Annotated in this window: 22 protein-coding genes; 19 read left to right on the forward strand and 3 right to left on the reverse strand. The window is 56.7% G+C overall.

The annotated features are described in order from the left end of the window. Window positions 1-2: 2 nt before the first annotated feature. The 3 genes from recF to dnaA are packed head-to-tail and all read right to left on the reverse strand — an operon-like array spanning window position 3 to window position 3,789. Complete coding sequence (gene recF / locus ACTD9P_RS11645) at window positions 3-1,106, reverse strand: DNA replication/repair protein RecF (RefSeq protein WP_219337512.1); 1,104 nt, start codon at window positions 1,104-1,106, stop codon at window positions 3-5. Window positions 1,107-1,126: 20 nt separating this feature from the next. Further along, window positions 1,127-2,230: a DNA polymerase III subunit beta gene (dnaN, locus tag ACTD9P_RS11650; protein WP_017135131.1), complete on the reverse strand. Its 1,104-nt coding sequence runs from the start codon at window positions 2,228-2,230 to the stop codon at window positions 1,127-1,129. A 38-nt stretch (window positions 2,231-2,268) separates the two neighbouring features. Further along, window positions 2,269-3,789, reverse strand: coding sequence for a chromosomal replication initiator protein DnaA (dnaA, locus tag ACTD9P_RS11655; protein ID WP_438867845.1), 1,521 nt, complete (start codon window positions 3,787-3,789; stop codon window positions 2,269-2,271). 586 nt (window positions 3,790-4,375) lie between these two features. On the opposite strand from dnaA, the gene rpmH reads away from it, so the two are divergent. From rpmH to glmU, 19 genes are all read left to right on the forward strand, one after another. After that, on the forward strand, window positions 4,376-4,510 hold the full coding sequence (gene rpmH / locus ACTD9P_RS11660; RefSeq protein WP_003213577.1) for a 50S ribosomal protein L34: 135 nt from the start codon (window positions 4,376-4,378) through the stop codon (window positions 4,508-4,510). 16 nt (window positions 4,511-4,526) lie between these two features. Further along, a complete protein-coding gene (rnpA, locus tag ACTD9P_RS11665; RefSeq protein WP_026013533.1) occupies window positions 4,527-4,931 on the forward strand; it encodes a ribonuclease P protein component in 405 nt (134 codons plus the stop codon). Beyond that, entirely contained in the window at window positions 4,924-5,169 is a 246-nt protein-coding gene (yidD, locus tag ACTD9P_RS11670; protein WP_073636650.1) for a membrane protein insertion efficiency factor YidD, read from the forward strand. The genes rnpA and yidD overlap by 8 nt, the downstream gene beginning before the upstream one ends. Before the next feature lie 2 nt (window positions 5,170-5,171). Further along, on the forward strand, window positions 5,172-6,854 hold the full coding sequence (gene yidC, locus ACTD9P_RS11675; protein ID WP_438867846.1) for a membrane protein insertase YidC: 1,683 nt from the start codon (window positions 5,172-5,174) through the stop codon (window positions 6,852-6,854). Between the two features lie 79 nt (window positions 6,855-6,933). Continuing rightward, a complete protein-coding gene (gene mnmE / locus ACTD9P_RS11680; RefSeq protein ID WP_438867847.1) occupies window positions 6,934-8,304 on the forward strand; it encodes a tRNA uridine-5-carboxymethylaminomethyl(34) synthesis GTPase MnmE in 1,371 nt (456 codons plus the stop codon). 553 nt (window positions 8,305-8,857) lie between these two features. Next, a complete protein-coding gene (mnmG, locus tag ACTD9P_RS11685) occupies window positions 8,858-10,750 on the forward strand; it encodes a tRNA uridine-5-carboxymethylaminomethyl(34) synthesis enzyme MnmG (protein WP_285684749.1) in 1,893 nt (630 codons plus the stop codon). Further along, complete coding sequence (rsmG, locus tag ACTD9P_RS11690) at window positions 10,747-11,391, forward strand: 16S rRNA (guanine(527)-N(7))-methyltransferase RsmG (RefSeq protein WP_438867849.1); 645 nt, start codon at window positions 10,747-10,749, stop codon at window positions 11,389-11,391. The genes mnmG and rsmG overlap by 4 nt, the downstream gene beginning before the upstream one ends. A gap of 18 nt (window positions 11,392-11,409) precedes the next feature. Continuing rightward, window positions 11,410-12,207, forward strand: a complete 798-nt coding sequence (locus ACTD9P_RS11695) for a ParA family protein (protein ID WP_016978715.1) — start codon at window positions 11,410-11,412, stop codon at window positions 12,205-12,207. Between the two features lie 9 nt (window positions 12,208-12,216). Then, a complete protein-coding gene (locus tag ACTD9P_RS11700; RefSeq protein ID WP_016970690.1) occupies window positions 12,217-13,089 on the forward strand; it encodes a ParB/RepB/Spo0J family partition protein in 873 nt (290 codons plus the stop codon). A gap of 148 nt (window positions 13,090-13,237) precedes the next feature. Further along, window positions 13,238-13,645, forward strand: a complete 408-nt coding sequence (locus ACTD9P_RS11705) for a F0F1 ATP synthase subunit I (protein WP_010565865.1) — start codon at window positions 13,238-13,240, stop codon at window positions 13,643-13,645. Window positions 13,646-13,661: 16 nt separating this feature from the next. Beyond that, complete coding sequence (atpB, locus tag ACTD9P_RS11710; RefSeq protein ID WP_017135123.1) at window positions 13,662-14,531, forward strand: F0F1 ATP synthase subunit A; 870 nt, start codon at window positions 13,662-13,664, stop codon at window positions 14,529-14,531. Window positions 14,532-14,664: 133 nt separating this feature from the next. Next, window positions 14,665-14,922, forward strand: coding sequence for a F0F1 ATP synthase subunit C (atpE, locus tag ACTD9P_RS11715; RefSeq protein ID WP_002555987.1), 258 nt, complete (start codon window positions 14,665-14,667; stop codon window positions 14,920-14,922). 56 nt (window positions 14,923-14,978) lie between these two features. Further along, window positions 14,979-15,449, forward strand: a complete 471-nt coding sequence (locus ACTD9P_RS11720; protein ID WP_083355998.1) for a F0F1 ATP synthase subunit B — start codon at window positions 14,979-14,981, stop codon at window positions 15,447-15,449. 12 nt (window positions 15,450-15,461) lie between these two features. Beyond that, window positions 15,462-15,998 (forward strand): F0F1 ATP synthase subunit delta, encoded by a 537-nt coding sequence (locus ACTD9P_RS11725; RefSeq protein WP_017135121.1) that lies wholly within the window; start codon window positions 15,462-15,464, stop codon window positions 15,996-15,998. A 21-nt stretch (window positions 15,999-16,019) separates the two neighbouring features. Then, entirely contained in the window at window positions 16,020-17,564 is a 1,545-nt protein-coding gene (atpA, locus tag ACTD9P_RS11730) for a F0F1 ATP synthase subunit alpha (protein ID WP_056860941.1), read from the forward strand. A 50-nt stretch (window positions 17,565-17,614) separates the two neighbouring features. Next, entirely contained in the window at window positions 17,615-18,475 is an 861-nt protein-coding gene (gene atpG / locus ACTD9P_RS11735) for a F0F1 ATP synthase subunit gamma (protein WP_010207685.1), read from the forward strand. A 27-nt stretch (window positions 18,476-18,502) separates the two neighbouring features. After that, window positions 18,503-19,882, forward strand: a complete 1,380-nt coding sequence (gene atpD, locus ACTD9P_RS11740) for a F0F1 ATP synthase subunit beta (protein WP_056860940.1) — start codon at window positions 18,503-18,505, stop codon at window positions 19,880-19,882. Window positions 19,883-19,926: 44 nt separating this feature from the next. After that, window positions 19,927-20,343 (forward strand): F0F1 ATP synthase subunit epsilon, encoded by a 417-nt coding sequence (locus tag ACTD9P_RS11745; RefSeq protein ID WP_017135117.1) that lies wholly within the window; start codon window positions 19,927-19,929, stop codon window positions 20,341-20,343. Window positions 20,344-20,466: 123 nt separating this feature from the next. Next, complete coding sequence (gene glmU / locus ACTD9P_RS11750) at window positions 20,467-21,834, forward strand: bifunctional UDP-N-acetylglucosamine diphosphorylase/glucosamine-1-phosphate N-acetyltransferase GlmU (protein WP_438867850.1); 1,368 nt, start codon at window positions 20,467-20,469, stop codon at window positions 21,832-21,834. The last annotated feature ends 105 nt before the right edge of the window (window positions 21,835-21,939 follow it).

Below are 21,939 nucleotides of genomic sequence, written 5' to 3' on the forward strand. Positions count from 1 at the left end.
CTTCACTCCCGATGGTCGTGGGTCTGGGTGATACGGCCCTGTTCCACGTGGAACAAAGCGACTGGCGTTTCCGTCTGCCAGCCTTCCCTCAATAATTCGTGGTCTACACAGGTGATAAACACCTGGCAGCGTAAGTCTTCCAACAAGCGGCATAACGCGCGGCGGTGCTGCTCGTCGAGTTCGGACGGCAAGTCATCCACCAGATAAATACACTGACCGCGCCGGGCTTGGCTAACCAAATGCCCTTGGGCAATACGCAGTGCACACACCACCAACTTTTGCTGACCGCGGGACAAGATATCCGCGGCATTGTGTGCGCCTAATCTAAGACGCAAGTCAGCACGTTGTGGGCCTGCCTGGGTATGGCCAATTTGCTGATCCCGCTGCAAGGACGTGGCGAGCACTGCGCTCAGCTCACGTTCTTTATCCCAACCACGGTAGTAGCTCAGCGTCAGCCCCTCGAGTTCCAACAGCTCACTCAAAGTCTGCTCAAAGACTGGTTTCAAGGCTTTGATATAGGTACGGCGGTATTCATCTATTTCGTCGCTGGCCAGGCACAGTTCCCGGTCCCAGGCCGCTTGTGAAGCGGCGTCAAGTGTACCATGCCGCAGCCATGAGTTCCGCTGCCGCAGGGCCTTCTGAAGGCGCTGCCAAGTGGCCATGAAGCGTGGTTCCACGTGGAACACTCCCCAATCGAGGAACTGCCTGCGGATTTTCGGCGCACCTTCCAACAGGCGGAAGCTGTCTGGGTTGATCAGCTGCAACGGCAGGATTTCTGCCAATTGCGCGGCACTGCGGGCATTTTGCCCGTCGATGCGAATCTGGAACTCACCGCCGCGATCACGGGATATCCCCAAGGCGCTATGCCCACCTTCTGCCAGTTCAACTTGACCAAACACTGTGCAAGCTGGCTGTTCATATTGAATCACCGGTAACAAGCGAGCACTACGGAAGGAACGCGCGAGCCCTAGCAGATGGACGGCTTCCAGCACGCTGGTTTTGCCGCTGCCGTTGGCGCCGTAAAGGATATTGATGCGGGGAGAGGGGGAGAAGGTCACCGGGTGCAGATTGCGCACCGCGGTGACCGAGACGCGACTGAGGGACATCTAGCTTCTGCTGAGCATGATTACAGACGCATCGGCATAACAACGTAAGCCGAGTCGTCGTTGTCGGATTCTTGCACCAGGGCACTGCTGTTGGAGTCCGACAGAATCAGGCGAACCTGTTCGGTGGTCATCACGCCCAGTACGTCCAGCAGGTAGCTCACGTTAAAGCCGATTTCCAGCGAGCCGCCGTTGTAGTCAACGCCGACTTCTTCTTCCGCTTCTTCCTGCTCCGGGTTATTGGCCTGGATTTTCAGCTGACCGTTGGCCAGTTGCAGACGAATACCACGGTACTTTTCGTTAGACAGAATCGCAGTACGGCTGAACGCTTCACGCAGCGCCTGACGATCGCCGATCACCAGCTTGTCGCCACCTTTTGGCAGCACACGCTCGTAATCCGGGAACTTGCCATCGACCAGCTTGGACGTGAAGGTGAATTCGCCGGTAGTGGCGCGAATGTGGTGCTGACCCAAGACGATGCTGACATTGCCATCCGGCTCGGTGAGCAGACGCGCCAGCTCCAGGATACCTTTACGTGGCACGATGACCTGGTGACGGTCCGGCTGGCCGATATCGGCACGCATCGAGCACATGGCCAGGCGATGACCGTCGGTGGCCACTGCACGGATAACGCCTTCAGCGACCTCCAGCAACATACCGTTGAGGTAGTAACGCACGTCCTGCTGGGCCATCGCGAAGCTGGTGCGCTCGATCAAACGGCGCAGCTTGCTCTGGTCCAGACTGCAGGTCAGCGAACCCGGGCCTTCTTCGACGGTAGGGAAATCATTGGCCGGCAAGGTCGATAGCGTGAAACGGCTGCGACCGGCCTTGACCACCAACTTCTGCTCATCGACCTTGATGTCGATCAGCGCGTCGTTGGGCAGGCTTTTGCAGATGTCCATCAGCTTACGTGCCGGCACCGTGATTTCGCCGGGCTCAGCCGGTTCTTCCAGCTGCACTCGACCCACCAGTTCGACTTCCAGGTCCGTACCGGTCAAGGACAATTGCTGGCCTTCGACCACCAGCAATACGTTGGAAAGCACCGGCAAGGTCTGTCGGCGCTCGACGACGCCTGCGACCAGTTGCAGGGGTTTCAACAGGGCTTCGCGTTGAATGGTGAAATGCATGGTCTAGTCCCTTGCCTTAATAAGCTGCGCTGGTGTCATCAGGTAGTCAGTGTACGCAGCAGGTTCTTGTAGTCCTCGCGAATATCCGCGTCGGATTCCTTAAGTTCATTGATCTTGCGGCACGCGTGCAAGACCGTGGTGTGGTCGCGACCGCCAAACACATCACCGATTTCCGGCAGGCTGTGGTTGGTCAGCTCTTTGGAGAGCGCCATCGCCACCTGACGTGGACGTGCCACCGAGCGCGAACGGCGCTTGGACAGCAGGTCGGAAATCTTGATCTTGTAGTACTCAGCCACGGTGCGCTGGATGTTATCCACACTCACCAGCTTGTCTTGCAGGGCCAACAAATCTTTCAGGGATTCGCGAATCAACTCGATGGTGATGTCGCGGCCCATGAAGTGCGAGTGTGCGATGACCCGCTTGAGCGCGCCTTCCAGCTCACGCACGTTGGAACGAATGCGTTGGGCGATAAAGAAGGCCGCATCGTGGGGCAGGTCGACTTTCGCCTGGTCGGCCTTTTTCATCAGGATAGCCACGCGGGTTTCCAGTTCCGGCGGTTCTACCGCTACGGTCAGGCCCCAACCAAAGCGCGACTTCAAGCGTTCTTCCAGGCCTTCGATTTCCTTCGGGTAACGGTCACTGGTCAAGATGACCTGTTGGCCGCCTTCGAGCAGGGCATTGAAGGTGTGGAAAAACTCTTCCTGGGAACGTTCCTTGCGAGCGAAGAATTGAATGTCATCGATCAGCAAAGCGTCCACCGAACGGTAGAAGCGCTTGAATTCGTTGATTGCGTTGAGCTGCAAGGCCTTGACCATGTCAGCCACGAAGCGCTCCGAGTGCAGGTACACAACCTTGGCATTCGGGTTCTTCTTTAATAGATGGTTACCCACAGCGTGCATCAAGTGAGTTTTACCCAAGCCAACGCCACCATAAAGGAAGAGAGGGTTGTAACCATGCTTGGGGTTATCGGCTACCTGCCAGGCGGCAGCGCGAGCCAGCTGGTTGGATTTACCTTCGACGAAGTTCTCAAAGGTAAACGTGCGGTTCAGGTAACTGGTGTGCTTGAGCGCACCTTCCACCTGCACGGTGCGCTGCTCGGCGCGAACCGGTGCTTGCTGGGAGCTGGCGCCGGCCATCGGATCGAAGCTGTCACGCGACGGTTCTTCATTTATAGGCGCGTTTTTCTGCGACGAGGATTTCGACGACGCCTGGGCCACGGACGCCGGCGAGTTATTAACAGGTGACGGTGCCGCTTGGGCTTGTGACGCAGCAGCCGCCAGCGGCGCATTCGGCGCAGCGCGAGGTGCAGAACTGCGTTTGCTGCCTATTAATAAGGAAAGCACGGGCGCAATGCCGTTGCCGTGTTCATCGAGCAATTCGAGAACGCGGCTCAGGTATTTTTCGTTGACCCAGTCGAGAACAAAACGATTCGGCGCGTAGACACGCAACTCGTCGCCTTCGGCTTCGACCTGTAGCGGACGGATCCAGGTGTTGAATTGCTGGGCAGGCAGCTCTTCGCGCAAAAGCTCCACGCACTGCTGCCAAAGTTCCACTGACACGGATATCCCCTAAGTTGAAAGCCGGTGAGGCAAAAACAGCCGCCATTGTAGCGGCCAGCCGCCCACTTATCCACATGTAGGTTGCTCACAGGGCAGCCAAAATCAATGTGTTAAGTGCAAAAAAGCCGACCAATGGTCTGTGCATAAGCTCTGTGGATAAGCGCACCTAAGCCCGTTGTACAAGTGGGGTCGAAACTCTGTGGGTAACTGGCCTGTGGATAACAACCCATTCCACCCACAGCTTATCCGACAGCGCAGCACAGGCAGAGCACCGTTTTCCCCCGTACTTGTCATTCTCTGTACATCAGGTGGAATATGGGCTCAAGGCAGTTATCCACAGATGATCGCCTGCCTAGCTTTTATAAGCTTTACAGAAAAGCTTTAAATAACTTCCTTCTTTATTTTTATATCTATGGCATTGCTCGTGAAAGCCTGGCGTACAGAAAAGGAGCGAATACCTGTAGAAGATCTAATTGAAGGAAAAGCTGGTTGGAAATTGACCTAGAGGCTTGCTTTCTCTAGAATCGCCGGTCTCTTAAAACGGGGGCCATTCCGGCCCGTTGTGGACGAACCAGGTAACAACGCCATGAAACGTACTTTCCAACCAAGCACCATCAAACGCGCCCGTACTCACGGCTTCCGTGCTCGCATGGCTACCAAGAACGGCCGTGCTGTCCTGTCGCGTCGCCGCGCCAAAGGTCGTGCGCGTCTGGCAGTTTGATAATCCGGTACTGGTGGTGAGTCAGGACTTCAGTCGGGAAAAGCGTCTGCTAACCCCCCGGCATTTCAAGGCAGTCTTTGACTCCCCCACCGGCAAGGTTCCGGGGAAAAATCTCCTGCTCCTTGCGCGTAACAACGATCTGGATCACCCCCGTCTCGGGTTGGTGATCGGCAAGAAGAGCGTAAAGCTCTCCGTTGAGCGCAATCGCCTCAAGCGTCTGATGCGCGAATCGTTTCGCCTCCACCAGGACACTCTGGTTGGTTGGGATATTGTTATCGTCGCGCGCAAAGGCTTGGGGGATGTAGAAAACCCCGAATTGATTCAGCATTTCGGCAAGCTCTGGAAACGTCTGGCGCGTACCAACAAGCCAGCACCAGCAGTCAGCACCGAAACTGTAGGGGTAGACAGCACCAATGCGTAAACTGGCACTCGTTCCGATCCAGTTTTACCGTTATGCCATTAGTCCTCTGATGGCCGACCACTGTCGTTTCTACCCCAGTTGTTCCTGCTACGCGTTAGAGGCCATAGAAAATCATGGTCTTCTGCGCGGTGGCTGGCTGGCCTTTCGTCGTTTAGGCCGCTGTCATCCGTGGAATCCCGGTGGTTTCGACCCGGTTCCACCTATCCCTACCTCCCGTTCTTCTTCGATGGCCGAGTAATCATGGATATTAAACGCACGATCCTGATCGTCGCCCTGGCAATCGTGTCCTACGTCATGGTTCTTAAGTGGAACCAGGACTACGGCCAGGCTGCCCTGCCGACTCAGAATGTTGCTACCAACCAGGCTGCGCCGGCTATTCCGGACACCCCGCTGGGTAACAATGCGTCCGCGAGTGCCGATGTTCCCAGCGCGAATGGCGAGACAAGCGCCCCTCTAGAAACGCCAGTGGTCACCAATAAAGACCTCATCCACGTGAAAACGGATGTGCTCGACCTGGCTATCGACCCACAAGGTGGTGATATCGCGCAGTTGAAACTGCCGCTGTATCCACGTCGCCAAGACCATCCGGATGTTCCGTTCCAACTGTTCGATAACGGTGGTGAACGTACTTATCTGGCGCAAAGCGGCCTGACCGGCACTGACGGTCCGGATGCTCGTGCTACCGGTCGTCCGGTTTATTCGACCGAACAGAAGACTTATCAACTGGCCGAGGGCCAGAACCAGTTGAACGTCGACCTGAAATTCAGCCTCGACGGCGTCAACTACATCAAGCGTTTCAGCTTCACCCGTGGTTTGTACGACTTGAAGGTCACTTACCTGATCGACAACGAAAGCGCCAAACCATGGACCGGCAACCTGTTTGCCCAGCTCAAGCGTGACAACAGCGCCGACCCTTCTTCCAGCACCGCCACCGGCACCGCGACTTACCTGGGCGCCGCCCTGTGGACAAGTAGCGAGCCGTACAAAAAAGTGTCGATGAAAGATATCGACAAGGGCCCGCTGAAAGAAACCGTCCAAGGCGGCTGGGTTGCCTGGTTGCAACACTACTTCGTGACCGCATGGATCCCGAACAAGGGTGACGCCAACCTGGTTCAAACCCGCAAAGACAGCCAAGGCAACTACATCATTGGTTTTACTGGCCCGGCGTTGACCGTCGCTCCAGGTGCCAAAGCTGAAACCAGCACTACCCTGTACGCCGGCCCTAAAAGCCAGGCGGTGCTCAAAGAGTTGTCCCCAGGTCTGGAACTGACTGTGGACTACGGCATTCTTTGGTTCATTGCCCAGCCGATTTTCTGGCTGCTGCAACATATCCACAGCATTGTGGGTAACTGGGGCTTCTCGATCATCTTCCTGACCATGCTGATCAAAGGGATCTTCTTCCCGCTGTCGGCAGCCAGCTACAAGTCAATGGCGCGTATGCGTGCCGTTGCGCCAAAACTGGCGGCTCTGAAAGAGCAACATGGTGACGACCGGCAGAAAATGTCGCAGGCCATGATGGAGCTGTACAAGAAAGAGAAGATCAACCCGCTGGGTGGTTGCTTGCCGATTCTGGTGCAGATGCCGGTATTCCTGTCGCTGTACTGGGTGCTCCTGGAAAGCGTCGAAATGCGCCAGGCACCGTTCATTCTGTGGATAACTGACCTGTCGATTAAAGACCCGTTCTTTATTCTGCCGATCATCATGGGCGCGACCATGTTTATCCAGCAGCGTCTGAACCCGACTCCGCCGGATCCGATGCAGGCCAAGGTAATGAAAATGATGCCAATCATCTTCACCTTCTTCTTCCTGTGGTTCCCTGCTGGTCTGGTGCTGTACTGGGTGGTCAACAACGTGTTGTCGATCTCTCAACAGTGGTACATCACACGTAAAATCGAAGCGGCTACCAAAAAAGCTGCGGCGTAATTTACTCTGTGGATAACCACTCAAGACGCCCCCTAGTGGGGCGTTTTGCTTTCTGTCACTTTTGTTCTGGAACCTGCTGATGAGCGCTCCTCGTGAAACCATCGCTGCTGTCGCTACCGCTCAAGGTCGCGGCGGTGTTGGTATCGTTAGAATTTCCGGGCCGCTGGCCAGCGTGGCGGCCCAGGCTATCAGCGGCCGTGAGTTGAAACCCCGATATGCCCATTACGGGCCATTCCTGGATGCTGACGAAACGGTATTGGATGAGGGACTGGCGCTGTATTTTCCCGGCCCTAACTCGTTCACCGGTGAAGATGTCCTGGAACTGCAGGGCCATGGCGGCCCGGTGGTGCTTGATATGCTGCTGCAGCGTTGCCTGCAATTGGGCTGCCGGCTGGCGCGCCCAGGCGAATTCAGCGAGCGGGCATTCCTCAATGACAAACTCGACTTGGCCCAGGCCGAGGCCATTGCCGATTTGATCGAAGCCAGTTCTGCACAGGCGGCGCGCAATGCGCTGCGCTCGCTGCAGGGTGCTTTTTCCCTGCGTGTGCATAACTTGACCGAGCAGTTGATCAGTCTGCGCATCTACGTTGAGGCTGCGATTGACTTCCCAGAGGAAGAAATCGACTTCCTCGCGGATGGCCACGTCCTGGCGATGCTGGATAAAGTTCGCGATGAGTTATCCACCGTCCTGCGCGAAGCCGGGCAGGGTGCTTTGCTGCGTGACGGCATGACCGTGGTGATCGCCGGGCGGCCGAATGCCGGCAAGTCCAGCCTGCTCAATGCGTTGGCAGGCCGTGAAGCTGCGATCGTCACCGAGATTGCCGGCACCACCCGGGACATTTTGCGCGAACATATCCACATCGATGGTATGCCGCTGCACGTGGTCGACACCGCCGGCTTGCGCGATACCGACGACCAGGTGGAAAGGATCGGCGTGGAACGTGCGCTCAAGGCGATCAGTGAAGCGGACCGCGTATTGCTGGTGGTGGATGCCACTGCGCCAGAGGCAATGGATCCTTTTGCCCTGTGGCCGGAATTTCTCGAGCAACGCCCGGACCCGGCCAACGTCACCTTGATCCGTAACAAAGCGGATTTAACCGGCGAAGCCATTGCCATGCAGACCAGTGACGATGGCCACGTGACCATCAGCCTGAGCGCAAAGTCGGCTGGCGATGGGTTGGAATTGCTGCGCGACCACCTCAAGGCCTGCATGGGCTATGAGCAGACCTCTGAAAGCAGCTTCAGCGCACGCCGCAGGCACCTGGAGGCTCTGCGTCACGCCAGTGCGGCGTTGGAGCACGGTCGGGCTCAGCTGACCTTGGCGGGGGCTGGCGAGCTGCTGGCTGAGGATTTACGCCAGGCGCAGCAGCTGCTTGGGGAAATCACCGGTGCGTTCAGCTCCGATGATTTGTTGGGACGGATCTTTTCCAGCTTCTGCATCGGTAAATAACCCTTCGTTGTTCACAGGCAGGCCATTCGCGCCTGTCTGTTTCGCCCGCCTCAGGGTATTCAATTCCCATTTTTGACTCATTACCCAAATGGCGGGTGGCTTTTGCGTGGGCGACATCTGGCGACGCAGGCCATTTTCTGTAGATTAAGCCCTGTGAATAACCGCACCTGTGCCCAGTTGATAACAGGGCCTGAAACCTGAGTAAAAACCCCTCTGTGGATAACCAACCCTTTAATCCACAGGCTTAAAGCACTTATCCAAGGGCCTCATTGGCACATGACCACAGACTTTTGAATCTCTGTACACGACGTAAATAGAGGTCTGTAGAGATCTATCCACAGAAAACAGGCTCAGTAGAAATAAACATAAAAACAAAGATCTTATAAATTTCTTCTTTTTTAATTTCTATTGTCTGTGATTCATCCACAGCTGGTTAAATTTTGTGCAAAGGGTTCTTTAGGGAGGGGTAAGTCCCTATACTTGCCGCCAAAGCTCTAAAACTCTTTCAACAAACAATTCCTGATTACCTACATAAGCAGGCACGAGGTGCGTGGTGGATTTCCCTTCCCGTTTTGAAGTGATCGTCATCGGCGGCGGTCATGCCGGTACCGAGGCAGCACTGGCGTCAGCACGCATGGGCGTTAAAACCCTGTTGCTGACGCATAACGTGGAAACCCTCGGTGCCATGAGTTGCAACCCCGCCATTGGCGGGATCGGCAAAAGCCATCTGGTCAAGGAAATTGATGCCCTTGGCGGTGTCATGGCCATGGCAACCGACAAAGGTGGTATTCAATTTCGCGTGCTCAACAGCCGCAAAGGTCCGGCCGTACGCGCTACTCGGGCACAGGCCGACCGCATCCTGTACAAGGCTGCGGTACGTGAAACCCTGGAAAACCAGCCGAACCTGTGGATATTTCAACAAGCTGCCGATGACTTGATCGTCGAACAGGACGTGGTAAAGGGCGTTGTCACTCAGATGGGCCTGCGTTTCTTCGCAGAGTCCGTGGTGTTGACCACCGGTACATTCCTCGGCGGACTTATCCACATCGGTATGCAGAACTATTCCGGCGGTCGCGCCGGTGACCCGCCGTCGATTGCCTTGGCAAAACGCCTGCGTGAATTGCCGCTGCGTGTCGGTCGCCTAAAAACCGGAACCCCGCCACGTATCGACGGGCGTTCTGTGGATTTCTCGGTAATGACCGAGCAAGCCGGTGATACACCGATCCCGGTCATGTCGTTCATGGGCAACAAAGAACAGCACCCGAAACAGGTGAGCTGCTGGATTACCCACACCAACGCCCGCACCCACGAAATCATTGCCGCGAACCTCGACCGTTCGCCGATGTATTCAGGGGTGATCGAAGGCATTGGCCCGCGTTATTGCCCATCGATCGAAGACAAGATCCATCGCTTTGCCGACAAGGAAAGCCATCAGGTCTTCATCGAGCCGGAAGGCTTGACCACCCATGAGCTGTACCCGAACGGGATTTCCACATCCTTGCCGTTCGACGTGCAAATTCAGATCGTGCAGTCGATTCGCGGTATGGAAAATGCCCACATCGTGCGTCCGGGCTACGCCATCGAGTACGACTACTTCGACCCGCGTGACCTGAAGTACAGCCTCGAAACCAAAGTTATCGCCGGTCTGTTTTTCGCGGGCCAAATCAATGGCACCACCGGTTACGAAGAAGCCGGCGCCCAAGGTTTGCTCGCCGGGACCAACGCAGCATTGCGTGCACAGGGCAGAGACAGCTGGTGCCCGCGTCGCGATGAAGCGTACATCGGTGTTTTGGTCGATGACCTGATTACCCTGGGCACCCAGGAACCGTACCGGATGTTCACTTCCCGGGCGGAATACCGTTTGATCCTGCGCGAAGACAACGCCGACTTGCGCCTGACCGAAAAAGGTCGCGAACTGGGCCTGGTCGATGATGCGCGTTGGGAAGCCTTCTGCAAAAAACGTGAAAGCATCACGCTCGAAGAGCAGCGCCTGAAAAGTACCTGGGTTCGCCCGGGCACCGAGCAGGGCGATGCGATTGCGGAAAAATTCGGCACGCCGCTGACCCACGAATACAACTTGCTCAACCTGCTGTCGCGTCCGGAAATCGACTACGCTGGTCTGGTCGAAGTAACAGGCCAGGGCGCAGAAGACCCACAGGTTGCCGAGCAGGTCGAGATCAAGACCAAATACGCCGGTTACATCGACCGCCAACAGGACGAGATCGCTCGCCTGCGCGCCAGTGAAAACACCAAACTGCCTGTGGATATTGATTACACCGGGATTTCCGGGTTGTCGAAAGAAATCCAAAGCAAGCTGGGGATAACTCGGCCGGAAACGCTGGGCCAGGCTTCGCGTATTCCCGGCGTCACACCAGCAGCGATTTCGCTGTTGATGATTCATTTGAAAAAACGCGGCGCGGGCCGTCAGTTGGAGCAAAGCGCTTGAGTTCGTTGGTCACCTCGCAACACGCCGAAGAGTTATCCACAGGTGCACGCCAGTTGGGCGTGGACCTGACCGCAGCCCAGCACGAATTGCTGCTGGGCTACCTGGCCCTGTTGATCAAGTGGAACAAGGCTTACAACCTGACTGCGGTGCGTAACCCTGACGAAATGGTTTCGCGGCATTTGCTCGACAGTTTGAGCGTGATGCCGTTTATCGAAAACGGCCGTTGGCTTGACGTGGGCAGTGGCGGCGGCATGCCAGGTATTCCGCTGGCGATCCTGTTTCCCGAGTCGCAAGTGACGTGCCTGGACAGCAACGGCAAGAAAACCCGCTTCCTGACCCAGGTAAAACTCGAGCTCAAACTGGACAACCTGCAAGTTATCCACAGTCGTGTAGAAGAGTTCATGCCTGAACGGCCCTTCAACGGAATTGTTTCCCGGGCCTTCAGCAGCATGGAGAACTTCAGCAACTGGACGCGCCACCTGGGCGACCGTGACACCCGCTGGCTGGCAATGAAGGGCGTTCATCCAAGCGACGAGCTGTTAGCATTGCCGACAGACTTCCACCTCGATAGCGAACACGCCTTGGCCGTACCCGGTTGCCAAGGCCAACGCCATCTGCTGATACTGCGCCGCACGGCATGATTGGGAACACAAGCAAGAATGGCTAAGGTATTCGCGATAGCGAACCAGAAAGGTGGCGTGGGCAAAACCACCACCTGCATCAACCTCGCAGCATCCCTGGTCGCCACCAAGCGTCGGGTGCTGTTGATCGATCTTGATCCACAGGGCAACGCCACCATGGGTAGCGGTGTGGATAAACACGGCCTGGAAAATTCGGTCTACGACTTGCTGATTGGCGAGTGTGACCTGGCCCAGGCCATGCACTACTCCGAGCACGGTGGTTACCAACTGCTGCCGGCGAACCGCGATTTGACTGCGGCGGAAGTGGTGCTGCTCGAAATGCAGATGAAAGAAAGCCGTCTGCGCAGCGCCTTGGCGCCGATCCGCGAGAATTACGATTACATTTTGATCGACTGCCCACCGTCGTTGTCGATGTTGACGCTCAACGCGTTGGTGGCCGCCGATGGGGTGATTATCCCCATGCAGTGCGAGTACTACGCACTGGAAGGCTTGAGCGACCTTGTGGATAACATCAAGCGAATCGCTGAGCTGTTGAACCCGAACCTGCAGATCGAAGGCCTGCTGCGTACGATGTTCGATCCGCGCCTGAGCCTGATGAACGATGTGTCGGCGCAGCTCAAGGAACACTTTGGTGATCAGTTGTACGACACTGTGATCCCACGCAACATCCGCCTGGCCGAAGCGCCAAGCTACGGCATGCCCGCGCTGGCGTACGACAAATCATCGCGTGGTGCCATTGCCTACCTGGCACTGGCCGGCGAGATGGTTCGCCGTCAACGCCGCAACTCACGCACCGCTGCAGCCCAGCCAACTTAAGGAATCCCCATGGCCGTCAAGAAACGAGGTCTCGGACGTGGACTGGATGCACTGCTGAGTGGTCCGACTGTCACTTCGCTTGAAGAACAAGCGGTGCAGGCCGACGAGCGCGAGCTGCAACATTTGCCGCTGGACCTGATCCAGCGCGGCAAATACCAGCCACGCCGGGATATGGACCCCCAGGCGCTGGAAGAACTGGCCAACTCGATCAAGGCCCAGGGCGTGATGCAGCCGATTGTGGTGCGCCCGATTGGCGGCGGTCGGTTTGAAATCATCGCCGGCGAACGCCGCTGGCGCGCAAGCCAGCAGGCCGGCAAGGAAACCATCCCGGCGATGGTGCGCGATGTACCGGATGAAACCGCCATCGCCATGGCGTTGATCGAAAACATCCAGCGTGAAGACCTCAACCCGATCGAAGAAGCGATTGCGTTGCAGCGTTTGCAGCAGGAATTTCAGCTGACCCAGCAACAAGTGGCCGAGGCGGTGGGTAAATCCCGCGTCACCGTGTCCAACTTGCTGCGTCTGATCGCATTACCGGAAGTCATCAAGACCATGCTGTCCCACGGCGACCTGGAAATGGGCCACGCCCGTGCTTTGCTCGGTTTGCCGGAAAATCAACAGGTTGAAGGGGCGCGACACGTTGTCGCACGGGGGCTCACGGTGCGTCAGACTGAGGCGCTGGTTCGCCAGTGGCTGAGCGGCAAACCTGCACCGGTCGAAACCGCCAAACCTGATCCGGATATTGCACGCCTCGAGCAGCGCCTGGCCGAGCGGCTGGGCTCTGCGGTACAAATTCGTCACGGCAAGAAGGGCAAAGGGCAATTGGTTATCGGATATAACTCGCTTGACGAGCTTCAGGGCGTCCTTGCCCACATCCGCTGAAACATTTGCTTATGTAGCGCGCGATCGGAAAACACTACCCGACAGTTGAATAGGGGCTGAACCGCCCCTATACTCTGCGCGCATTTTGTCGGCACAAATTATGCCAAGTTATTGATTCTCGGCAGCCGACCATTGAGGAGCAAGAGTGATGGAAACCCGCACGCCAAACACGTTGCCGTTCCATCGCTTGGCCGTTTTCCCGGTTTTATTGGCTCAATTTGTCATTCTACTGATCGCCGCGTTGGCGCTTTGGTACTGGCATGGAGTCGTAGCCGGATATTCAGGACTCTGCGGAGGCCTGATAGCCTTGCTGCCCAATATGTATTTTGCTCACAGGGCCTTTCGGTTTTCCGGCGCCCGAGCAGCCCAGGCTATCGTCCGGTCATTTTATGCCGGCGAGGCGGGGAAACTGATTTTGACGGCAGTGCTGTTTGCACTGACCTTTGCAGGTGTGAAGCCATTGGCGCCGCTGGCTGTATTCGGCGTCTTCGTGTTGACCCAACTGGTCAGCTGGTTCGCTCCCCTGCTAATGAAAACAAGACTTTCGAAACCTTAGGGCGTTTGAGGCAACCATGGCAGAAACAACCGCTTCGGGCTATATCCAGCACCACTTGCAGAACCTGACCTTCGGTCAGCTTCCCAACGGCGGCTGGGGCTTCGCCCACACCGCAGCAGAAGCCAAAGAAATGGGTTTCTGGGCTTTCCACCTGGATACTCTGGGCTGGTCGGTCGCACTGGGTCTGATTTTCGTCCTGATTTTCCGCATGGCGGCAAAAAAGGCGACTTCCGGTCAGCCAGGTGCTTTGCAGAACTTCGTTGAAGTATTGGTCGAATTCGTCGATGGCAGCGTGAAAGACAGCTTCCATGGCCGTAGCCCGGTGATTGCACCGCTGGCACTGACCATCTTCGTCTGGGTGTTCCTGATGAACGCCGTCGACCTGATCCCGGTTGACTGGATTCCTCAGCTCGCCATGGCGATCAGCGGCGACCCGCATATTCCATTCCGTGCCGTATCGACCACTGACCCTAACGCTACCCTGGGCATGGCCTTGTCGGTATTCGCGTTGATCATTTTCTACAGCATCAAGATCAAGGGCATCGGCGGCTTCATCGGCGAACTGACCCTGCACCCGTTCGGCAGCAAGAACATTTTCGTTCAAGCCCTGCTGATCCCGGTGAACTTCCTGCTGGAATTCGTCACCCTGATCGCCAAGCCAATCTCTCTGGCTCTGCGACTGTTCGGCAACATGTATGCCGGCGAACTGGTGTTCATTCTGATCGCTGTGATGTTCGGCAGTGGTCTGCTCTGGCTTAGCGGCCTGGGCATTGTTCTGCAGTGGGCGTGGGCTGTGTTCCACATCCTGATCATCACCCTGCAGGCCTTCATCTTCATGATGCTGACCATCGTCTACCTGTCGATGGCGCACGAAGAGAACCATTAAGACCGGTCTCGACTAGTCTGATGTCCTTCCCGGTGAAACGGGAAGGTGGCCCACCAGGGCTATGAAACGATTTGTTTTACCGCTTTAAAATCTAAAAAACCTAAACCATACGACGTAAAAGTCGGGAGGAAAGATGGAAACTGTAGTTGGTCTAACCGCTATCGCTGTTGCACTGTTGATCGGCCTGGGCGCCCTGGGTACTGCCATTGGTTTCGGCCTGCTGGGCGGCAAGTTCCTGGAAGGCGCAGCGCGTCAGCCAGAAATGGTTCCAATGCTGCAAGTTAAAATGTTCATCGTTGCCGGTCTGCTCGACGCCGTGACCATGATCGGTGTTGGTATCGCTCTGTTCTTCACCTTCGCGAACCCCTTCGTTGGTCAACTCGCCGGTTAATCACTCGTTTTTTCGAGTGATTGGTGTGTTGTGCAACGAACGAGCGAGGTATTGGCGTGAACATTAATGCAACCATTATTGGTCAGTCCTTAGCGTTCTTGATTTTTGTCGTTTTCTGCATGAAGTTCGTATGGCCTCCGGTCATCGCAGCTTTGCATGAACGCCAGAAGAAGATCGCGGATGGACTGGACGCTGCCACCCGTGCAGCTCGCGACCTGGAGTTGGCCCAAGAGAAAGCGGGCCATCAACTGCGCGATGCTAAGGCACAGGCAGCTGAAATCATTGAGCAAGCCAAGAAACGCGGTAATCAGATTGTTGAAGAGGCTGTTGAAAAAGCCCGTATCGACGCTGACCGTGTGAAGGTTCAGGCTCAGGCCGAGATCGAGCAGGAATTGAACGGTGTCAAAGATGCGCTGCGTGCCCAACTGGGTGCTCTGGCCGTCGGCGGTGCTGAGAAGATCCTGGGTGCCACAATCGATCAAAACGCGCACGCGGAGCTGGTTAACAAACTGGCTGCTGAAATCTAAGCGAGGGCGATCATGGCAGAATTGACCACGTTGGCCCGACCTTACGCTAAGGCAGCCTTCGAGCACGCCCAGGCCCACCAGCAGCTGGCCTCTTGGTCAGCCATGCTCGGCCTGGCTGCAGCAGTGTCGCAAGACGACACCATGCAGCGCGTGCTCAAGGCCCCGCGACTGACGAGCGCAGACAAGGCCGCCACTTTTATTGAAGTGTGCGGCGACAAGTTTGATGTGAAGGTACAGAACTTCATTCACGTCGTTGCCGAAAACGACCGTCTCCCGCTTTTGCCGGAGATCGCCGCTCTTTTCGACCTGTACAAGGCCGAAGAAGAGAAATCGGTAGACGTTGAAGTGACCAGTGCTTTTGCATTGAACCAAGAACAGCAAGACAAACTCGCCAAGGTTCTCAGTGCACGACTCAATCGGGAAGTGCGCCTGCAAGCTTCGGAGGACGCATCCCTGATTGGTGGTGTTGTTATCCGTGCCGGCGACCTGGTTATCGATGGCTCGATTCGCGGCAAAATCGCGAAACTTGCCGAAGCATTGAAATCTTGAGTTTGAAGGGGCAGCAGAGCAATGCAGCAACTCAATCCTTCCGAAATAAGTGAAATTATCAAGGGCCGCATCGACAAGCTCGATGTGACCTCCCAAGCCCGTAACGAAGGCACTGTCGTCAGCGTATCTGACGGCATCGTGCGGATTCACGGTCTGGCCGACGTAATGTACGGCGAGATGATCGAGTTTCCGGGCGGCGTCTACGGTATGGCCCTCAACCTGGAGCAAGACTCCGTAGGTGCCGTTGTATTGGGCGCTTACCAGTCTCTTGCCGAAGGCATGAGCGCCAAGTGCACAGGCCGCATCCTGGAAGTTCCGGTTGGTAAGGAACTGCTGGGTCGCGTAGTCGACGCACTGGGTAACCCTGTTGACGGTAAAGGTCCACTGGGCAACACCGAGACCGACGCGGTCGAGAAAGTTGCTCCAGGCGTGATCTGGCGTAAGTCGGTAGACCAGCCTGTACAGACTGGCTACAAGGCTGTCGATGCCATGATCCCAGTCGGCCGTGGCCAGCGTGAGCTGATCATCGGTGACCGTCAGATCGGTAAAACCGCTCTGGCGATCGACGCGATCATCAACCAGAAAGACAGCGGCATTTTCTGCGTCTACGTAGCCATTGGTCAGAAGCAATCGACCATCGCCAACGTGGTTCGCAAGCTGGAAGAAAACGGCGCCCTGGCCAACACGATCATCGTGGCTGCCAGTGCTTCGGAATCTCCTGCGCTGCAGTTCCTGGCACCGTACTCCGGTTGCACCATGGGTGAATTCTTCCGCGACCGCGGTGAAGACGCGCTGATCGTTTATGACGATCTGTCCAAGCAAGCAGTGGCTTACCGCCAGATTTCCCTGCTGCTGCGCCGTCCACCAGGCCGTGAAGCTTACCCAGGCGACGTGTTCTATCTCCACTCCCGTCTGCTGGAGCGCGCATCCCGCGTTTCGGAAGAGTACGTAGAGAAGTTCACCAACGGCGCAGTGACCGGCAAAACCGGTTCCCTGACCGCACTGCCGATCATCGAAACCCAGGCTGGCGACGTTTCCGCGTTCGTTCCGACCAACGTGATTTCCATCACCGACGGTCAGATCTTCCTGGAATCGGCCATGTTCAACTCCGGGATCCGTCCTGCTGTGAACGCCGGTGTTTCGGTATCCCGTGTGGGTGGTGCCGCTCAGACCAAGATCATCAAGAAGCTCTCCGGTGGTATCCGTACCGCTCTGGCTCAGTACCGTGAACTGGCGGCATTCGCCCAGTTCGCTTCTGACCTGGACGAAGCGACCCGTAAGCAACTTGAGCATGGTCAGCGCGTTACCGAGCTGATGAAGCAGAAGCAATACGCCCCAATGTCGATCGCTGACATGGCGTTGTCGCTGTATGCCGCTGAGCGTGGGTTCCTGACTGACGTCGAAATCACCAAGGTCGGCAGCTTCGAACAAGCGCTGATTGCTTACTTCAACCGCGATCACGCCGACTTGTTGGCCAAGATCAACGTGAAGGGTGACTTCAATGACGAAATCGACGCTGGCATGAAAGCCGGTATCGAGAAGTTCAAGGCCACCCAAACCTGGTAAGCCGCAGCGGGGGCCGCAAGGCTCCCGCTTGCTAACCTGATAGGTGTTACATGGCAGGCGCAAAAGAGATTCGCAGTAAGATTGCGAGCATCAAAAGCACGCAAAAGATTACCAGCGCCATGGAAAAAGTGGCGGTCAGCAAAATGCGCAAGGCACAAATGCGCATGGCTGCTAGCCGTCCTTATGCGGAGCGTATCCGCCAGGTAATTGGGCATTTGGCTAACGCCAACCCGGAATACCGCCACCCGTTCATGATCGACCGCGAAGTTAAGCGTGTGGGTTATGTGGTTGTGAGCAGTGACCGTGGTTTGTGCGGTGGTCTGAATACCAACCTGTTCAAGGCCCTGGTCAAGGACATGGCGGTAAACCGCGAAAAGGGCGTCGAGATCGATCTGTGTGTAGTTGGTAGCAAGGGTGCGGCCTTTTTCCGCAACTTCGGCGGTAACGTCGTTGCAGCTATCAGCCACCTGGGTGAAGAGCCGTCGATCAATGATTTGATCGGCAGTGTGAAGGTGATGCTGGATGCGTACCTGGAAGGCCGGATTGACCGCCTGTCCGTGGTATCCAACAAGTTCATCAACACCATGACCCAGCAGCCAACCGTGGAGCAATTGATTCCACTGGTGGCGACTCCGGATCAGGAACTCAAGCACCACTGGGACTACCTCTACGAACCAGACGCCAAAGAGCTGCTTGACGGCTTGATGGTGCGCTACGTGGAGTCGCAGGTGTACCAGGCGGTGGTCGAGAACAACGCAGCTGAACAAGCGGCGCGGATGATCGCGATGAAAAACGCTACCGATAACGCCGGTGATCTGATCAGCGATTTGCAGCTGATCTACAACAAGGCGCGTCAGGCTGCGATCACCCAAGAGATCTCGGAAATCGTCGGCGGCGCTGCCGCGGTTTAACGGTTCAAATATTCAGAGGATCCAGCTATGAGTAGCGGACGTATCGTTCAAATCATCGGCGCCGTTATCGACGTGGAATTCCCACGCGACAGCGTACCGAGCATCTACAACGCTTTGAAAGTACAAAGCGATGCCGGCACCACTCTGGAAGTTCAGCAGCAGCTGGGCGACGGCGTGGTACGGACCATTGCAATGGGTTCCACCGAAGGCCTGAAACGTGGTCTGGGTGTGCTTGACACTGGCGCTGCCATCTCCGTACCGGTCGGTAAAGCGACCCTGGGCCGGATCATGGACGTACTGGGCAACCCGATTGACGAAGCTGGCCCGATCGACACCGAAGAGCGCTGGGGCATTCACCGTCCAGCACCTTCGTTCGCCGAACAAGCTGGCGGCAACGATCTGCTCGAAACCGGTATCAAGGTTATCGACCTGGTTTGCCCGTTCGCCAAAGGCGGTAAAGTCGGTCTGTTCGGTGGTGCCGGTGTAGGCAAAACCGTAAACATGATGGAACTGATCCGTAACATCGCCATCGAGCACAGCGGTTATTCCGTGTTCGCCGGTGTGGGTGAGCGTACTCGTGAGGGTAACGACTTCTACCACGAGATGAAGGACTCCAACGTTCTGGACAAAGTGGCACTGGTTTACGGTCAGATGAACGAGCCGCCGGGTAACCGTCTGCGCGTAGCACTGACTGGCCTGACCATGGCCGAGAAGTTCCGTGACGAAGGTAACGACGTTCTGCTGTTCGTCGACAACATCTACCGTTACACCTTGGCCGGTACTGAAGTATCCGCACTGCTGGGCCGTATGCCTTCTGCAGTAGGTTACCAGCCGACCCTGGCTGAAGAGATGGGCGTTCTGCAAGAACGTATCACTTCGACCAAAGAAGGTTCGATCACCTCGATCCAAGCGGTATACGTACCTGCGGATGACTTGACTGACCCGTCGCCTGCGACCACCTTCGCCCACTTGGACGCCACCGTCGTTCTGTCCCGTGACATCGCTTCCCTGGGTATCTACCCAGCGGTCGATCCACTCGACTCGACTTCGCGCCAGCTGGACCCGAACGTGATCGGCCAGGAGCACTACGACACCGCTCGCGGCGTTCAGTACGTGCTGCAGCGTTACAAAGAACTGAAGGACATCATTGCGATCCTGGGTATGGACGAGCTGTCGGAAGCCGACAAGCAGTTGGTAAACCGTGCTCGTAAGATCCAGCGCTTCTTGTCGCAGCCGTTCTTCGTGGCTGAAGTCTTCACCGGTGCTTCGGGTAAATACGTTTCCCTGAAAGACACCATTGCTGGCTTCAAAGGCATCCTCAACGGTGACTACGACCACCTGCCAGAACAAGCGTTCTACATGGTCGGCGGCATCGAAGAAGCGATCGAGAAAGCCAAGAAACTGTAATCTCGGCGCCCGGAAACGGGCGCTCATCAGGTTGAGGCAATCAGATGGCTATGACAGTCCATTGCGATATCGTCAGCGCGGAAGGGGAAATTTTCTCCGGTCTGGTAGAAATGGTGATTGCACACGGCGATCTGGGTGATCTTGGTATCGCCATGGGTCACGCACCGTTGATCACCAGCTTGAAGCCAGGTCCGATCACTCTGACCAAGCAAGGCGGGGAACGTGAGGTGTTTTACATCTCCGGCGGTTTCCTCGAGGTTCAGCCGAACATGGTCAAGGTACTTGCCGACACCGTGCAACGTGCTGGCGACCTGGATGAAGCCTCCGCTCAGGAAGCCGTCAAGGCTGCCGAGAAGGCCCTGAACGAAAAGGGTGCGGACTTCGACTACAGCGCTGCTGCTGTACGTCTGGCCGAGGCTGCAGCTCAGCTGCGCACGCTCCAGCAGATCCGCAAGAAGTAAGCGGCCTGGCCGCAATGCTTCAAGCGCGATTGATTAAAAAGGGTAGCCTCGGCTACCCTTTTTCTTTTTCAGCAAAACACTTCTCAGGTCTGAAGTCGGACCGCCCAGGATTGGTAGCCATTCATGTCTCTTGAAATCGTCATTCTAGCCGCAGGCCAGGGCACCCGCATGCGTTCAGCCCTGCCCAAGGTGCTGCACCCGGTCGCGGGCAATTCCATGCTTGGCCATGTTATCCACAGCGCCCGGCAGCTGGATCCCCAACGCATCCACGTGGTGATCGGCCACGGTGCCGACGTGGTGCGTGAACGCCTGGCGGCGGATGATTTGAATTTCGTGTTGCAGGACAAACAACTGGGCACCGGCCACGCGACGGCGCAGGCCGTACCGTTCATCAGCGCCGACACCGTGCTGATCCTCTATGGCGACGTACCGCTGATCGAAGTCGAAACCCTGCAACGCCTGCTCAAGCACGTAGTACCTGGCCAGATGGGGCTGCTCACCGTTGAGCTGGATGACCCTACCGGCTACGGCCGCATCGTGCGCGATGCCAACGGCAAGGTCGCGGCCATCGTCGAGCATAAAGATGCCAGCGAAGCCCAACGTGCTATCACTGAGGGCAACACCGGCATTCTCGCGGTGCCGGCCAACAAGCTGGCTGACTGGATGAGCCGCTTGTCCAACAACAACGCCCAGGGCGAGTACTACCTCACCGACGTCATTGAAATGGCCGTCAGTGAAGGCCTGCTGGTTGCCACCGAGCAGCCCCATGACCCGATGGAAGTGCAGGGCGCCAACGACCGCAAGCAGCTTGCCGAGCTGGAGCGTCACTACCAACTGCGCGAAGGCCGCCGCCTGATGGCCCAGGGCGTAACCCTGCGTGATCCGGCGCGCTTCGATGTACGCGGTGAAGTTACCGTGGGCCGCGACGTGCTGATCGACATCAACGTGATCCTTGAAGGCCGCGTGATCATTGAAGACGACGTAGTGATTGGCCCGAACTGCGTGATCAAGGACAGCACTTTGCGCAAAGGCGTGGTGGTCAAGGCCAACAGCCATCTTGATGGCGCGGTGATGGGCGAGGGCAGCGATGCCGGTCCGTTTGCGCGACTGCGTCCCGGCAGTGTGTTGGGTGCCCGCGCCCACGTCGGTAACTTCGTCGAACTTAAAAACGCAAAAATGGGCGATGACGCCAAGGCCGGTCACTTGGCCTACCTCGGCGATGCGGTGATCGGCGCGCGCAGCAACATCGGCGCCGGTGCGATCACCTGCAACTACGATGGCGCCAACAAGTACCAGACGACCATTGGTGAAGACGTGTTTATCGGCTCCAACAACTCGCTGATTGCGCCGGTCACCATCGGTGATGGCTCCAACACTGCGGCAGGCTCGACCATCAACCAGGATGTGGATAAGTCGCAACTGGCTGTGGCCCGCGCCCGCCAACGCAACATCGACGGCTGGAAACGCCCGGTCAAAATCAAAAAGACCTGAGTTATCCACAACCTCGAAATCAATACAGTTCAAATGTGGGAGCGGGCTTGCTCGCGAAAGCGTCGTGTCAGGCACTGAAAAGGTGACTGACAGACCGCATTCGCG

The organism is Pseudomonas onubensis (genome assembly GCF_965653655.1).
Classification (GTDB): domain Bacteria; phylum Pseudomonadota; class Gammaproteobacteria; order Pseudomonadales; family Pseudomonadaceae; genus Aquipseudomonas.